At 74.6% G+C, this 14,915-nt stretch carries 15 protein-coding genes; 4 read left to right on the top strand and 11 right to left on the bottom strand.

Annotated features, from left to right (window positions below; translation table 11 throughout):
• Positions 1–86 precede the first annotated feature (86 nt).
• The 5 genes from KV205_RS15130 to miaA all read right to left on the bottom strand — a co-directional run bounded on the left by KV205_RS15130 (position 87) and on the right by miaA (position 6,622).
• Positions 87–1,667, bottom strand: a complete 1,581-nt coding sequence (locus KV205_RS15130) for a M1 family metallopeptidase (RefSeq protein ID WP_374214673.1) — start codon at positions 1,665–1,667, stop codon at positions 87–89.
• A 106-nt stretch (positions 1,668–1,773) separates the two neighbouring features.
• A complete protein-coding gene (locus KV205_RS15125) occupies positions 1,774–3,918 on the bottom strand; it encodes a bifunctional (p)ppGpp synthetase/guanosine-3',5'-bis(diphosphate) 3'-pyrophosphohydrolase (protein ID WP_265864870.1) in 2,145 nt (714 codons plus the stop codon).
• Positions 3,919–4,146: 228 nt separating this feature from the next.
• On the bottom strand, positions 4,147–5,022 hold the full coding sequence (gene dapF, locus KV205_RS15120) for a diaminopimelate epimerase (protein WP_265864869.1): 876 nt from the start codon (positions 5,020–5,022) through the stop codon (positions 4,147–4,149).
• An 88-nt stretch (positions 5,023–5,110) separates the two neighbouring features.
• On the bottom strand, positions 5,111–5,575 hold the full coding sequence (locus tag KV205_RS15115) for a hypothetical protein (protein ID WP_265865090.1): 465 nt from the start codon (positions 5,573–5,575) through the stop codon (positions 5,111–5,113).
• 108 nt (positions 5,576–5,683) lie between these two features.
• Positions 5,684–6,622, bottom strand: a complete 939-nt coding sequence (miaA, locus tag KV205_RS15110; protein WP_265864868.1) for a tRNA (adenosine(37)-N6)-dimethylallyltransferase MiaA — start codon at positions 6,620–6,622, stop codon at positions 5,684–5,686.
• A 113-nt stretch (positions 6,623–6,735) separates the two neighbouring features.
• Between miaA and KV205_RS15105 the strand changes: the two genes are divergently transcribed.
• Both KV205_RS15105 and KV205_RS15100 read left to right on the top strand, forming a co-directional pair.
• Positions 6,736–7,032 (top strand): hypothetical protein, encoded by a 297-nt coding sequence (locus KV205_RS15105; RefSeq protein ID WP_265864867.1) that lies wholly within the window; start codon positions 6,736–6,738, stop codon positions 7,030–7,032.
• A 55-nt stretch (positions 7,033–7,087) separates the two neighbouring features.
• A complete protein-coding gene (locus KV205_RS15100; RefSeq protein WP_265864866.1) occupies positions 7,088–7,342 on the top strand; it encodes an antitoxin in 255 nt (84 codons plus the stop codon).
• 95 nt (positions 7,343–7,437) lie between these two features.
• Here the strand turns inward: KV205_RS15100 and KV205_RS15095 are convergent, their stop codons facing one another.
• Genes KV205_RS15095 through KV205_RS15070 form a run of 6 tightly spaced genes read right to left on the bottom strand, consistent with a single transcriptional unit; the run spans position 7,438 to position 13,455 of the window.
• Positions 7,438–8,145 carry a class III extradiol dioxygenase subunit B-like domain-containing protein gene (locus tag KV205_RS15095; RefSeq protein WP_265864865.1) on the bottom strand — a complete coding sequence of 236 codons (708 nt, stop codon included), beginning with the start codon at positions 8,143–8,145 and terminating at the stop codon, positions 7,438–7,440.
• 27 nt (positions 8,146–8,172) lie between these two features.
• Positions 8,173–8,508, bottom strand: coding sequence for a hypothetical protein (locus KV205_RS15090; protein ID WP_265864864.1), 336 nt, complete (start codon positions 8,506–8,508; stop codon positions 8,173–8,175).
• A gap of 29 nt (positions 8,509–8,537) precedes the next feature.
• Positions 8,538–10,070: a tRNA (N6-isopentenyl adenosine(37)-C2)-methylthiotransferase MiaB gene (gene miaB, locus KV205_RS15085; protein ID WP_265864863.1), complete on the bottom strand. Its 1,533-nt coding sequence runs from the start codon at positions 10,068–10,070 to the stop codon at positions 8,538–8,540.
• Positions 10,067–10,813 (bottom strand): HisA/HisF-related TIM barrel protein, encoded by a 747-nt coding sequence (locus KV205_RS15080; RefSeq protein WP_265864862.1) that lies wholly within the window; start codon positions 10,811–10,813, stop codon positions 10,067–10,069. Before KV205_RS15080 ends, miaB begins: the two co-directional genes overlap by 4 nt.
• Before the next feature lie 12 nt (positions 10,814–10,825).
• Entirely contained in the window at positions 10,826–11,830 is a 1,005-nt protein-coding gene (gene pdxA, locus KV205_RS15075; RefSeq protein WP_265864861.1) for a 4-hydroxythreonine-4-phosphate dehydrogenase PdxA, read from the bottom strand.
• A complete protein-coding gene (locus KV205_RS15070) occupies positions 11,827–13,455 on the bottom strand; it encodes a four-carbon acid sugar kinase family protein (protein WP_265864860.1) in 1,629 nt (542 codons plus the stop codon). Before KV205_RS15070 ends, pdxA begins: the two co-directional genes overlap by 4 nt.
• A gap of 189 nt (positions 13,456–13,644) precedes the next feature.
• Here KV205_RS15070 and KV205_RS15065 point away from each other — a divergent pair, with 189 nt between their 5' ends.
• Positions 13,645–14,547 carry a LysR substrate-binding domain-containing protein gene (locus tag KV205_RS15065; RefSeq protein ID WP_265864859.1) on the top strand — a complete coding sequence of 301 codons (903 nt, stop codon included), beginning with the start codon at positions 13,645–13,647 and terminating at the stop codon, positions 14,545–14,547.
• Between the two features lie 73 nt (positions 14,548–14,620).
• A complete protein-coding gene (locus KV205_RS15060) occupies positions 14,621–14,842 on the top strand; it encodes an RCC1 domain-containing protein (protein WP_265864858.1) in 222 nt (73 codons plus the stop codon).
• The last annotated feature ends 73 nt before the right edge of the window (positions 14,843–14,915 follow it).

Below are 14,915 nucleotides of genomic sequence, written 5' to 3'. Positions count from 1 at the left end.
TCACAACGCGTGACCCGGCGGAAGAATTCCCGCCCGTCCGGCCGCGTCGCCGACCCGACGATGGTGACACGGCCGGAGGGGGCCCGTCACCCCGGTTTCGCGGCCTTCGGCGGCCGCTTCGAGACCGGCTGGCGCGCCTTCCAGTCGGGGTGCCCGGGCATGGGCGGGGTCTTCGCCCCGTACAGCCAGGCGTGCAGGAAGGCGCTCAGGTCGCGCCCGGCGATCTCGCCGGCCAGCGCGGTGAAGTCGGCGGTGGTGGCGGTGCCGTCCTTGTGCTGGGCCACCCAGCGGCGTTCCAGGAGGCCGAAGGCCTCGGTGCCGATCTCCTCGCGCAGCGCGTAGAGGGCCAGGGCGGCGCCGTCGTAGACGACGGGCCGGAAGAGGCTGATCTTCTCGCCGGGGGCGGGCGGCTTCGGCGCGGCGGGCGGGCCGCCGTCGGCGCGCCACCGGTCGGAGGCGGCGTAGGCGGCCTTCATGCGCCGCTCCAGGGTGGGCCCGCCGTTCTCCTCCGCGTACAGCGCCTCGTACCAGGTGGCGTGCCCCTCGTTGAGCCACAGGTCGGACCACGCGCGCGGGGAGACGCTGTCGCCGAACCACTGGTGGGCGAGTTCGTGGACCATGACGGACTCGACGTACCACTCGGGGAAGCCGGGCTCGGTGAAGAGCCGGCGCTCGAAGAGCGAGAGGGTCTGGGTCTCCAGCTCGAAGCCGGTGTCGGCGTCGGCGATCAGCACCCCGTAGTTCTCGAAGGGGTACGGGCCGACCCGCTGCTCCAGCCACTCCAGGTGTCCGGGGGTGCGCGCCAGCCAGGGTTCCAGGCGCTCCTTGTCGGCGGCGGGGACCACGTCGCGGACGGACAGGCCGTGCGGGCCGCTGCGGTGCACGACGGCGGACTCGCCGATGGAGACCTGGGCGAGTTCGGTGGCCATGGGGTGGACGGTGCGGTAGGTCCAGGTGGTGCTGTCGTCGTGCTGCTCCCGGCTCTGGGGCAGGCCGTTGGCGACGGCGGTGAAGCGGTCGGGGACGGTGATCCGGAAGGTGAAGTACGCCTTGTCGGAGGGGTGGTCGTTGGACGGGAAGACCCGGTGGGCGGCGTCGGCCTGGTTGGCCATGGCGAGGCCGTCGCCGGTGCGGACCCAGCCGCCGGAGTCGGCCGGGCCCCGGGGGTCGCTGGTGTGGGTGACGGCGATCTCGACGGCCTCGCCGGCCTCGACCGGGCGGGCCGGGGTGATCACCAGGTCCTCGCCGCTGCTCGCGAACTCGGCGGGCTCGCCGGCCACGGTGACGGCGGAGACGGTGCCGTGGGTGAAGTCGAGGTTGATCCGCTCCAGCTCGTCGGTGGCCAGCGCCTCGATGGTGGTGGTGCCGGAGAGCGGTGCCGTGTTCTTGCCCGGGTAGGTGAGCGCGATGTCATACGAGAGGACGTCGTAGCCGGGATTGCCGAGCTGCGGGAAGAGCGGGTCGCCGATGCCGAGGGGCGCGGGGGCGGGCAGCGCCGCGGCGACCAGGCCCGCGGAGAGGGCGACGAGCACGGCGGAGCGCAGCGCACGGGCACGCGCGCGTGGCGCCGGCCGGGACGCCGGTCGTGGGGTCGGTGGGGGGACCGGTCGTGGCGCACGCGCGCGTGAGGGCGGCTGCGGGGCGGGGACGGCACGGGAGGGGAGCATGCGCTACCGCTACCAGGGCCCGGGCGTCGCCCCGGGGCGACTCGCGCGGGCGCCACCCGAAGGTGTCACGCCCGGCGGACCGGCGGCGGCGCTCAGAGCTGGGCGCTCACAGCTGGGGCGTGGCGGGGTGCCGGGCGCGGCTCACGTCGTAGACGCCGGGCACGTCGCGCATGGCCCGCATGAGGGCGGGCAGCCCGGCGGCGTCGGGGAGCTGGAGGGTGTAGGTGTGGCGGACCCGCTGCTCGGTGGGCGGTTCGACGGTGGCGGAGACGACGGCGACGCCCTCGGCCGCGATGGCCTCGGTGAGGTCGGCGAGCAGCCGGGGGCGGCCGAAGGACTCGGCGACGAGAGTGACCCGGCATTCGGCGGTGTCGCCCCAGTGCACGGTGACGGGGTCCCGGCCGAGCCGCTTCATCGAGTCGGCGGAGGCGCAGCCGGTGCGGTGCACGGTGACGGCGCCGCCGCGGACCACGAAGCCGGTGATCTCGTCGGGCGGTACGGGGGTGCAGCAGCCCGCGGGGCGTACGGCGGGGGGTGCGGCGCCGTCCGGTCCGCCGGGCAGTTCGGCGCGCAGCCGGCTGCCGGTGCGCCGGTCCGCGGTGACGCTGACGGGCGCACGGGGCGCGGCGGCGGGCACCTTGGCTGCCTCGGGATGGGCCCGGAGCCAGCCGGTGATGGCGATCCGGGCGGCGGGGGTGCGGGCGTGGTCGAGCCACTGCGGGGAGGGCCCGGAGGCGGAGTCCTGGGCGAGCAGCAGCTGCACGGTGTCGCCGTCGTGGAGGACGGTGCTCAGCGGGGCGAGCCGGCCGTTGACGCGGGCGCCCAGACAGCTGTGGGCGGCCTCGCCGTGCTCGGCGTAGGCGGCGTCGACGCAGGTGGCGCCGGCGGGCAGGCCCAGGGTGCCGCCGTCGGTGCGGAAGACGGTGATCTCGTGGTCCTGGGCGAGGTCGGCGCGCAGCGAGGTCCAGAAGGTGTCGGGGTCGGGGGCGGACTGCTGCCAGTCGAGGAGCCGGGAGAGCCAGCCGGGGCGGGTGGGGTCGACGCGCTCGCCGTCCTCGACCGGCTCGCCGGTCTCCGGGCCGATGTACGGGTTGCCGAGGGCGACCACGCCGGCCTCGGCGACCTTGTGCATCTGGTGGGTGCGGATGAGGACTTCGGCGACGGCGCCGTCGGGGGCGGCGACGGCGGTGTGCAGCGACTGGTAGAGGTTGAACTTGGGGGCGGCGATGAAGTCCTTGAACTCGGAGACCACCGGGGTGAAGCAGGTGTGCAGCTCGCCGAGGACGGCATAGCAGTCGGCGTCCTCGGCGACCAGGACGAGGAGCCGGCCGAAGTCGCTGCCGCGGAGCTCGCCGCGCTTGAGGCGGACCCGGTGGACGGAGACGAAGTGCCGTGGCCGGACGAGGACTTCGGCGCCGATGCCGGCCTCGCGCAGCACGCCGGAGACCTGTTCGGCGACGCCGGCGAGGGCGTCGGCGGCGCCCGGGGTGCCGGCGATGAGGGCGCGGGTGGTCTCGTACTCCTCGGGGTGGAGGATGGCGAAGACCAGGTCCTCCAGCTCGGTCTTGAGGGCCTGGACGCCGAGGCGTTCGGCGAGCGGGATGAGGACGTCGCGGGTGACCTTGGCGATGCGGGCCTGTTTCTCGGGGCGCATCACGCCGAGGGTGCGCATGTTGTGCAGCCGGTCGGCGAGTTTGATCGACATCACGCGGACGTCGTTGCCGGTGGCGACGAGCATCTTGCGGAAGGTCTCGGGCTCGGCGGCGGCGCCGTAGTCGACCTTCTCCAGTTTGGTGACGCCGTCGACGAGATAGGCGACCTCGTCGCCGAACTCGCGGCGCACCTGGTCAAGCGTCACCTCGGTGTCCTCGACGGTGTCGTGGAGCAGCGCCGCGGTCAACGTGGTGGTCTCGGCGCCGAGTTCGGCGAGGATCAGGGTGACCGCGAGCGGATGGGTGATGTACGGCTCGCCGCTCTTGCGGAACTGGCCCCGGTGCGAGGACTCGGCGAGCACATAGGCGCGGCGCAGCACGGCCAGGCCGGCGTCCGGGTGGTGGGCGCGGTGGGCCTCGGCGACGTGCCCGATGGCGTCGGGCAGCCGGTCGCGGGCGGCGGGTCCGGCGGTCGCGCCGAGCAGCGCGGCGCGACCGAGGCGGCGCAGATCGATCCTGGGGCGGGCTCGTCTGCGCCCGGGAGCGTCCGGGCCGGCGGCCTCGGCGTCGCTCACGGGGTTGGCGGCCTCTGCGCTCATGGGGCACCTCCGGCGGCGTCGACCGGCGGAGGGCCGGGCAAGGCGTGCCCGGCGGGCCGGTGCTTGATGCTACCGACCCCACCACGTGGCGCAGTCCCGCTCTCGCCGAGCGTGAACGGGATCACCCATTCGAGGGACGAATCAGTCGTTGACGGTTTCGATTCCAGCCGTCTCAGAAGGAAAGGATCACCCTCAGGAGCCGCCTCGGCCTCAGGAGCCGCCTCGGCCTCAGGAGCCGGCCAGCCACTCCGGCTCGACGGCGCCCTCGGCGACGATCACCGCGGGGCCGGTCATCTCGATCTCCCCGTCGGGGTGCTCGGTGATCACCAGGGTGCCGCCGAGGACGTCCACGGTGTACGTGACGGGGGTGCCGGTCGCGGCCGGGTCGACGCCGTCCCGGCGGGCGGTGGCGACGGCGACGGCGCAGGCGCCGGTGCCGCAGGAGCGGGTCTCGGCGGCGCCGCGCTCGTGGACGCGCATGGCGACGTGCCGGGGGCCGCGGTCGGCGACGAACTCGATGTTGACGCCGTCCGGGTAGACCGCGGCCGGCTCGTACGGCGGCTCGTCGTAGAGGGTGCCCGCGTGGTCGAGGGAGTCGACGAAGGCGACCGCGTGCGGGTTGCCCATGTTGACGTTGCGGGCGGGCCAGCTGCGGCCGTCCACGGTCACGGTGACGCCGTCCGCGGGCAGCAGGGCCTTGCCCATGCGGACGGTCACGGAGCCGTCCTTGTCGAGGTGCACCCGCTTGATCCCGCCGCGGGTGGCGACGGCGACCTCGCCGGCGGTCACGTGCCCGGCGTGCTGGAGGTAGCGGGCGAAGACCCGGACCCCGTTGCCGCACATCTCGGCGACCGAGCCGTCCGCGTTGCGGTAGTCCATGAACCACTCGGCCTCGCCGGCCATCTCCCGCGCCTCGGGGTGCGCGGCGCTGCGCACCACGTGCAGCACCCCGTCCCCGCCGATCCCGGCCCGCCGGTCGCACAGCCGGACGACGGCGGCGGGGGGCAGGTCGACGGCGTTGTCCGCGTCGGGGACGATCACGAAGTCGTTCTCGGTGCCGTGGCCCTTGAGGAAGGCGAGCGGCGAGGTCTGCGCGCTGGTCATGAGATCAACTGTACGGGGCGGGTACGGCGACGGCGGGGGGCCGGGGCTCAGCGGGCCGAGGCCCGGGGCCCACGGGCCGGGCCTGGGATCAGCGGAGCCGGGCGACGCGCCAGACGGCCAGGGCCACCAGGACGGCGCTGAGGAGCACGTACAGGGCGAGGGCGCGCCAGTTCGGGCGCTCGCCGGAGCCCCGTACCGGAAGGCCCGGCCAGGTGTGGCCGACCCGGCGGGCGGCCATCATGCCCCAGCCCGCCGCGCAGGAGCTGATCAGCAGGCCGAGCATGGCGACGACGGCGCCGCCGTCGCCCGAGCCGAAGGCGAGCGGGAAGGCGAACATCAGCGAGCCGACGGCGGCGAGCCCGACGATCGGCGCGAGCTGCCAGATCCTCAGGCGGCGCTGCGGGCGCAGTTCCACCTCGACCTCGGCGGCGTCGACCTCGACGGCGCTGCCCTCGGCCTCGTCCGGACCGTCCGGTGTCAGACCTCGCGCCTCACCGGGGACTTCGCCCCGGACGGCGGACTGCTGTTCGGTGTCGCGAGGGCCGGCCTCCATCGCCACGCGCCCTCCCCACTCGGACTCCACTTGGTCGATCGATGCTCGATGATGGCACGCTCCGCACCCCCGGAATGACGGGCATGACGTCCCGATGCCATCACGTGATCAGGCTGTAACCGCTCGTTCGACCAACGTCAGGGCCCGTCGCGGGAGTTCCCCGCGGTCCTCGGCGGCCCCGCTGAGCCAGTGCACCCGGGGATCGCGCCGGAACCAGGAGTCCTGGCGGCGCGCGAAGCGCTTGGTGGCGCGCACGGTCTCGGCCCGGGCCTCGTCCTCGGTGCACTCCCCCGCGAGCGCCGCGAGCACCTGCTGGTAGCCGAGCGCGCGGGCCGCGGTGCGCCCCTCGCGCAGGCCGCGCGCCTCCAGGGCGCGCACCTCGTCGACGAGCCCGGCGTCCCACATGCGGTCCACCCGGGTGGCGATCCGCTCGTCGAGCTCGAGGCGGGCGACGTCGACGCCGATCTGCACGGTGTCGTAGACGGAGTCGTGGCCCGGCAGGTTGGCCGTGAAGGGCTTGCCGGTGATCTCGATGACCTCCAGGGCGCGCACGATGCGCCGCCCGTTGCTGGGCAGGATCGCGCGGGCGGCCTCGGGGTCGGCGGCGGCCAGGCGCGCGTGCAGCACGCCGGAGCCGCGCTCCTCCAGCTCGGCCTCCAGGCGGGCCCGGAGCTCGGGGTCGGTGCCGGGGAACTCCATCACGTCGAGGGCCCCGCGCACGTACAGGCCGGAGCCGCCGACCAGGACCGGCACCTTGCCCTCGGCGAGCAGCCGGTCGATCTCGGCGCGGGCCAGCCGCTGGTACTCGGCGACGCTGGCGGCCTCGGTCACGTCCCAGATGTCGAGGAGGTGGTGCGGGACGCCGCCGCGCTCCTCCATCGTCAGTTTGGCGGTGCCGATGTCCATCCCCCGGTAGAGCTGCATGGAATCGGCGTTGACGACCTCGCCGCCCAGCTCCTGGGCGAGGAAGACGCCCAGATCGGACTTTCCGGCCGCGGTGGGGCCGACGACGGCGATGACCCGCGAGGCGGGAGCTGCACTTCTCACCGCCCCAGTCTCGCAAACCTCGGGCGATGTCCCCGAATGAGCGACGTGACGGCCTCCGTCCGGCTTCGTTGCCTGTTCCGGAATGACGACCCTGAGTACGCTAGGGAGCAGATATGGGCGTTTTCGCACTGTTTCGCCGTAAGAGCAAGGACGCCGTGGAGACTGCGGCCGTGACGGAGTCCGTGACGGAGGAGCCGGAAGCGGCCGAGGCGGGCGAGACGGCGGAGGCCGGGACCGGAACGCCGGAGCCCGCCGCCGAAGCCGCTGCCGAGGCTTCCGCAGAGGGTTCCGCCGAGGTCGTGGACGACGCCGGCCCGGTGGTGAAGGACGGGACCGTGGAGATCCCGAAGCAGCAGTCGGCGGAGGAGGCCGCGGACAGCGGGGCGGCCGGCGAAGGCGCCCGCAAGTAGGCCCTGGAGCAGGCCCTGAAAGAGGGCACGAGGAACGTGGAGGGACGGTGACCCCATGGGTTTCCTGGATTCACTGAAGGCAAAGCTAGCCCCTGCCAAGGACAAGGTCTCGGACCAGGTTTCCGGCCTCGCCGAGAAGCACGGGGGCAAGGTGGAGCACGGCCTGGAGAAGGCCGCCAGGAAGGTCGACGAGAAGACCAAGGGCAAGTACAGCGACAAGATCGAGTCCGGCACCGGCAAGGCCAAGCACGCCATCGACCGCCTCGCCCACAAGGACGAGGGCCCGTCGGGCCCGCCTCCGGCCGCCTGACCTCGGTCGCCCCGTTCCTCCCCCACGGCGGACGGCCGCGGAGCGCATCGCTCCGCGGCCGTCCGCAGTCGTCCGCCGTCGTGGGTGCGCCGCGCCTAGCTCCAGGCGGCGACGAAGTAGCCGACCCCGTAGGGGGCGTCCTCGTAGAGCAGCCGGCCCGCCAGGCCCGCGCCCTCCGCCGCGCCCGCGAGCACCTGCCACGGCGCCCGGCCGGCCGCCTTCAGCTCGTACGCGAGCTCCGCGTCGAGCGCGAGCAGCGCCGCCGGGTCCGCCGCGCCCAGCGCCCGGCCGACGGCCGCGTCGAAGGGCTCGGCACGCTCGTCGAGATAGCCCGGGGCCTTCACGGTGCGGCAGGCGCTGCCGTCGCCCATGACGAGCAGCGCGACCCGCTCCGCCGACGCGGCGATCTCCCGCCCGGTCGCGGCACAGCGCACCGCCTCCAGCGGCTCACCGACGCCCAGGCCCTCGACGGGCGCGTCCGCCCAGTCCGTGTGCTCCAGGAGCCACCCGGCCACCGCCAGGGATGCCGGCAGCACCCGATCCCCACCGGGCCCCGCCCCGAGCCGTACGGTCGCGTCGACACCGAACCCGGCGAAGGATCCGGCCGACCCGGCCGGGAAGACCCCACGCTCCCCCTCGTCGGCGGGCCCGATCACGACCAGCCGGTCGGGCCGGGACGCGGCGAGCACGCCGAGCGCGTCGGAACAGGCCGTACGGGCCTCGGCGAGCTCGGACGCGGCCCCGGCCGCGACGGCGGGCACGAGGAGCGGCGGGCAGGGACACACGGCGGCGGCGACAAGCATGATCCGCAGCCTACTGCGGCGAGGCGCCTACGAAGGGCTCTCCGGGCCCTGCGGAACCCCGCCCCACCCGTCCACCGGACCGAGCTTCGGGTCGGCGGAGTCGTACACCAGCTCGGCGATGGTGAGGACGGTGTCCGTCTCGGAGACCAGGCCGTTCACCCGCACGAGGTAGCTGTCGCCACCGCTCAGCCGGAACACCCGGCGCCGCTTCTCACGCATCGGTTCGCGGTAGGCCAGGGCCGTCTCACGCAGCGCCTCCCTGGCCTCCTCCCTGCTGCCGGTCACGGTCCTGACCAGTTCGGTCCGGAACGCGTTCCCGTCGCTGGCGACGCCGTACTGCGCGACGACGACCCAGTTGCCCATGTGATCCCCCCGTTGCCGGTACCTCGGTGTCAGTGGCTCCCGCAGGCCGGCGCGTCCGCGACCGGCAGGGGCTCGGGGGCGCCGATCTTCGGCAGGCCGAGCAGGACGCCCGCCGGCTTCGCCGCCTCGGCGGCCGTGCGCTTCTCCCAGGCGTCGCCCGCGCGGGTGCGGCGGACGGCGGTGGTCGGGCCCTCGGCGAGGAGGTGGTGGGGGGCGGCGTAGGTGATCTCGACGGTCACCACGTCGCCGGGGCGCACGTCCTCGTCGGGCTTGGTGAAGTGGACGAGCCGGTTGTCGGGGGCGCGGCCGGAGAGGCGGTGGGTCTCGCCATCCTTGCGGCCCTCGCCCTCGGCGACCATGACGTCCAGGGTGCGGCCGACCTGCTTCTTGTTCTCCTCCCAGGAGATCTCCTCCTGGAGGGCGACGAGGCGCTCGTAGCGCGCCTGCACGACCTCCTTGGGGATCTGGCCCTCCATGGTGGCCGCCGGGGTGCCGGGGCGCTTGGAGTACTGGAAGGTGAAGGCGTTCGCGAAGCGGGCCTCGCGGACCACGTGCATCGTCTGCTCGAAGTCCTCCTCGGTCTCGCCGGGGAAGCCCACGATGATGTCGGTGGAGATGGCGGCGTGCGGGATGGCGGCGCGCACCTTCTCGATGATCCCGAGGAAGCGCTCCTGCCGGTACGAGCGGCGCATCGCCTTCAGGACCGTGTCCGAGCCGGACTGCAGCGGCATGTGCAGCTGCGGCATCACGTTCGGGGTCTCGGCCATCGCCGCGATCACGTCGTCCGTGAAGTCGCGCGGGTGCGGGGAGGTGAAGCGGACCCGCTCCAGCCCCTCGATCTCGCCGCAGGCCCGCAGCAGCTTGCTGAAGGCCTCGCGGTCGCCGAGGTCGGAGCCGTACGCATTGACGTTCTGGCCGAGCAGGGTGATCTCGGAGACGCCCTCGCCGACCAGCGCCTCGATCTCGGCGAGGATGTCGCCGGGCCGGCGGTCCTCCTCCTTGCCGCGCAGCGCGGGGACGATGCAGAAGGTGCAGGTGTTGTTGCAGCCGACGGAGATCGAGACCCAGGCGGCGTACGCGGACTCGCGGCGGGTCGGCAGCGTCGACGGGAAGGCCTCCAGGGACTCCGCGATCTCGACCTGCGCCTCCTCCTGGATCCGGGCGCGCTCCAGGAGCACCGGCAGCTTGCCGATGTTGTGGGTGCCGAAGACCACGTCGACCCAGGGGGCCCGCTTGACGATGGTGTCGCGGTCCTTCTGCGCCAGGCAGCCGCCGACGGCGATCTGCATGCCGGGCCGTGCGGCCTTCATCGGCGCGAGGTGGCCGAGGTTGCCGTACAGCTTGTTGTCGGCGTTCTCGCGGACCGCGCAGGTGTTGAAGACCACGACGTCGGCGTCGCCGTTGGAGCCCTCGGGGGCACGGACGTAACCAGCGTCCTCAAGGAGGCCGGAGAGCCGCTCGGAGTCGTGGACGTTCATCTGGCACCCGTAGGTGCGCACTTCGTAGGTTCGCGAAACGCCCACTTCGTCCACTGCTCCGGTCCGGTCGCTGCTGCTGGTCATCCCTCAAGGGTAAGGGGGTCGCGGAGCTGCCCCGCCCGCTCGTCCCGCGGCCCCGCGCCGCCCCCGCGCCGGGTGGGCCGGCCGGCGGCCGCGAGCACCGCCGTGAGCTGCGCGGCGAGTCCGCCGGCGGCGGGCCGGACGGTGCCCGCGAAGGCCGCCGAACCGACCGTGAAGGCGTCGGCGCCGGCCTCGGCGAGCGCGTGGATCTGCGCGTCGGTGGTCACCGAGCCCGCGACGACGATTCGGCCGGTGGTCGCCGCGCGGGCGGCCCGCACCAGGTCGAGCGGGGCGGCCTCGGTGGCGCGGTGGGCGAGCAGGTCGACGCCCGCGCAGCCCGCCGCCTCGGCGCGGCGGCAGTCGGCGGCGATCCGGGCCGGGTCGCCGGCCAGGCGGGTGGGGTGACCGATCGGTTCGCCGACGAAGGGGAGGTAGCGGACCGGGGTGCCGGCGAGCAGGTCGAGGGTCTCGTCGACCCAGGTGCCGCCCATCAGCCAGTCCACGCCGAGGTCGACGGCGGCCCGGACCGAGTCGAGGGCCTGCTCGCGGGTGGTCGACACGACCTCCAGGTAACTGGCGGCGCCGAGCTCCCGGATCTGTGCGTGGAGGCGGTGCAGGGTCGCGGGGTCCACGCCGACGTCCTTGAAGCCGATGTGGGTGATGCCGAGGTCGCGGACGGAGTCCAGGACGTGCAGGCAGTCGGTGACGGTCCGGTCGTCCCGGGTGAGCATGAAGACGAAGTCCATGGGCTTGAGGGCCTACCTCTCTGGGGTGAGTTCGGCGGCGTGGCGCAGGGCGGTGAGCAGGCTGCGGTGGTCGGCGGTGCCGGTGCCCGCGAGGTCGAAGGCGGTGCCGTGGTCGACGCTGGTGCGCACGAACGGCAGGCCGAGGGTGATGTTGACGCCGTGCTCCAGGCCCAGGTACTTCACCGGGATCAGACCCTGGTCGTGGTACTGGGCGACGACCGCGTCGAACTCCCCCGCGCGGGCGCGCAGAAAGACGGTGTCGGCGGGCCACGGGCCGCTCGCGTCGATGCCCTCCGCACGGGCGGCGCGCACGGCCGGGGCGATGACGTCGAGGTCCTCGCGGCCGAAGAGACCGTTCTCGCCCGCGTGCGGGTTGAGACCGGCGACGGCGATCCTGGGCCGGCCGCCGGGGATCCGGCGGGCGAGTGCCTGATGCGCGAGCCGGACGATGTCCAGCTCCCGCTCGACGGTGAGCGCGTCGATCGCCTCGCGCAGGGCCTGGTGGACGGTGACGAGGACGACCCGCAGCTCGTCGTTGGCCATCATCATCGCGTAGCGCTCGGTGCCGGTGAGCTCGGCCAGGATCTCGGTGTGACCGGGGTGCGGGACGCCGGCGAGGCGCAGGGCCTCCTTGTTGACCGGCGCGGTGGTCAGGGCGCGCACCTGGCCGGCGAGAGCGAGGGCGATGCCCTTCCGTACGTACGCGTAGGAGGCCGCGCCCGCGGTCGCCGCGACCGTGCCGAGGGCCAGGTCCTCGGGCAGCTCCGGCCCGGTGGGCAGCACGTCCAGGACGCCGGGCGTACGGTCGGCCCCGGTCGCGTCCCCTACGGGACGGACCCGAAGGTCCACCCCGGTGGCCCGGCACGCGCGCGTGAGGGCGCCGGTGTCGCCGATGACGAGAACGGGGGCGGGCAGCCGGGGGTCGGCACAAGCCCTGACGGTGATCTCGGGGCCGATGCCGTGCGGGTCGCCCATGGTGACGGCGATGGGGCGGGCGCCGGTGCCGGGTCCGGTCATCGGGCCCCTCCCGCGAGGAGCGCGGAGAGGCGCACCAGGGTGCCGTCGTCGCCGAAGCCGCCGGCCTTGACGAGGACGGGGAGGCGGGAGGTGCTGGGGAGGCCGGAGGTGCTGGAGGCGCCGGAGGAATCGGGGACGCCGGAGGAGCCGGGGCGTGCGGAAGGTCCGGAGGAGCCGGGAGGGCTGGAGAAGCCAGAGGAGCCAGAGGGGCTGGTGTTGCCGGGGCGGCCGGAAGGGTCCGGCGTCGCCGTGGAGCGGGGGCCCGCTTCGGTGGCGTCGGGGTCCCCACCGTCCGGCTCACCCGCCGACCGGCCGCCGGCTCGGCGTACTTTCCGGTCGGCCGGGTCCTCCCGGGCCTGCCGGTCTTCACCGTCGGCCCGGTCTTCTCGGTCTTCCCAGTCCACCCGGTCCGCCGGGTCCGCCCGGTCTTCACGGCGGGCCGGGTCCACCCGGACCTCCCGGTCTTCACCGTCGGCCCGGTCTTCTCGGTCCTCTCGGTCTTCCCGATCCGCCCGGCCGTCCCGGTCCACCCTGTCCGCCCAGTCTTCACGGTCGGCCTGGTCCGCCCGATCCTCACGGTCGGCCCGGTCCTCCCGGGCCTGCCGGTCCGCCCGCTCGTCCACGGTCCCCGGCAGCCGCCCCCCGTACAGCGTGCCGCGGGCGATGCCCGGTTCCGGTTCGTCGTACAGCTCGACGCCGGTGGCGCCGAGTGCGCCGAGGACGGCTGCGGCGGTCTCGCCGCCGGTGAGGACGAGGCCGTCGGCCCGGCCCTCGGCGACCGTGCGCCGCGCCTCCTCGACGAGCGCGCGCAGCAGTACGCCCGGCTCGGTGCCGCGTTCCTCGGGGGTGTGGACGGCGGCGCCGGCCACGGCGCGCAGGGCGGCGAGCTGGCGGCGGCTGGCGGGGTTGGCGCTGCCGACGACGGCCAGGGGACGGGGGGCGGGCGGGAGTTCGGGGCGGGGGGCGGCGGGGGTACGGGGGTGGTGGCGGGCCAGGGCGTCGGCAAGGCCCGGGGAGCCGACCCACAGCACCTCCTCGGGGCGCGGAACGGCGGCCACAACCGCGTCGAGGTCGGCCTCGGTGCGAGCCGAGCAGACGAACACCCCGCCCTTCGCGACCAGTCGGGGCAGTTCGGCGAGCGCGCCGGGTTCGAGGAGTACGGCTTCCGGGAGGAGCCGGGCGAGGTCGGCCGTGCGGACCGGGTGCGCGGGGTCGCGGGCGAAGGCGCTCTCGTCGACCCGTACGCCGTCCACGTACTGCACGCCCGCCACCGTCGTACGGCCCTCGGTGGGGAAGGCGGGGGCGAGGATCGCGGCGCGGCGGCCCGAACCGGCGAGCGCGGCCCGCAGTTCGGCGGCGACATGGCCGCGCAGGGTCGAGTCGACCGTCTTGATCAGCAGGTCCGCGCCGGCGTACGCCCCGGCCGCGCGCCGCATCCGGGCCGCGGCCTCGTCGGGGCCGGCGGCGAGCCGGGTGCCGAGGTCGACGGCCGTGACGCCGTCTCCGAGGCGGGCGGGCGGTTCGAAGAGGACCAGGGCGCGGTGGCCGGCACGGCGGAAGGGGGCGGCGCCGTCGGCGGCGCTGGTGAGGTCGTCGGCGAGGACGACGACGGTGGAAGGCGGCATCGCTGGGTGGGCCCCTCGGGTGGGTGCGTGAGCGGACGGCAGACGGAAGGTGCCGGCGGCGGCGGGCAGCGGGCGCCCACCGCCGACACGCGCCGTAGGACGGCGGCTGTGACGGGATCCACCATCACGCCGCACGAAGCCGCAGGACAAGCGATTCCTTCTCACACATCCTGTGACTAGATTTCACGCATGACCCGGCCGGACCTGCCCCCGCTGACCACCCTGCTGCCCTTCGAGGCCACCGTCCGCCACGCGAGCATGACCCGGGCCGCGCGAGAGCTCCATGTCACGCACGGCGCGGTCAGCCGGCAGGTGCGGAACCTGGAGCGGGCGCTCGGCACGGAGCTGTTCGAGCGCGGCCCGCGCGCACTGCGCCCCACCCCGCAGGCCCGCCGGCTCGCCGCCGCCGTACGGGACGCGCTCGATCTGGTGGAGGAGGCGGCCCGGGAGATCTCGGGCGGCCGCGAGCGCGGCGGCGGGCCGCTCGCCCTGTCCTGCGAACCGACCCTGCTCATGCGCTGGCTCATCCCGCGCCTGCCGGACCTCACGGCGGGCCATCCCGGTCTGACCGTCCATCTGTCGGCGGGCGGCGGGCCGGTGGACTTCGCCCGGGAGCCGGTCGACGCGGCCGTGCGCCGGGACGACTTCCCGGTGCCGGAGGGGGTGAGCAGAGTGCCGCTGTTCGAGGAGTGGATCGGCCCGGTGTGCCGCCCGGACCTGGTGGAACGGCTCCGGGCGGGCGAGCCCGTCACCCTGCTGCACACCGGCACCCGGCCGGCCGCCTGGGCCGACTGGCACCGCCTGACCGGCGAGACGTCCACCGTCCGCGGCGAGCAGACCTTCGAGCACTTCTACCTCGCGCTCCAGGCCGCCGTGGCGGGCGTCGGCGTCGCCGTCGGCCCGTACGCGCTCGTCCACGACGACCTCGTACGGGGCCAGTTGGCGGCCCCGTACGGGTTCGTCCCGGACGGGACGGGCTACGGGCTGCTCACCCCGCGCCCGCCGGAGCGCGATCCCCGGCTCGCCACGCTGCTCGGCTGGCTGCGCGAGCAGGCGGCGGACCTGAACCCGCCCGCCAGGCCGGTCAGTTGAGCGGGACGGTACGGAGCGCCCGTACCGAACCGGCGGCAGGCGGGGCGGTCTTCAGCAGGCCCTTGTCGGAGGAATGGGCGGCGGAGGCGGCGCCGGCAACACCGCCAACGGGTTCGCGGTCGCGCTGCTCAAGGACGGCACCGTGAAGTCCTGGGGCAACAACGCCACCGGACAGCTCGGCGACGGCAGCACCACCGGGACCACCGGGACGGCGACGACCACCGCGCTGCCGCCCGGCAGCGGGATCACGCACGTCACGGCGACCACGACCGGAAAGTCCGGCTTCGCCTACTGATCGGCCCTACTGACCGGTAGCCGGCCCCCTCCTGGCCGGGAACGTGACGTCCGTCCTGGCCAGGACGGGGAGC

The organism is Streptomyces sp. SKN60 (assembly GCF_026236535.1).
Lineage (GTDB): Bacteria > Actinomycetota > Actinomycetes > Streptomycetales > Streptomycetaceae > Streptomyces.
Note: the sequence above shows the minus strand (reverse complement) of the source record. Positions and strands in the feature narration are given on the sequence as shown.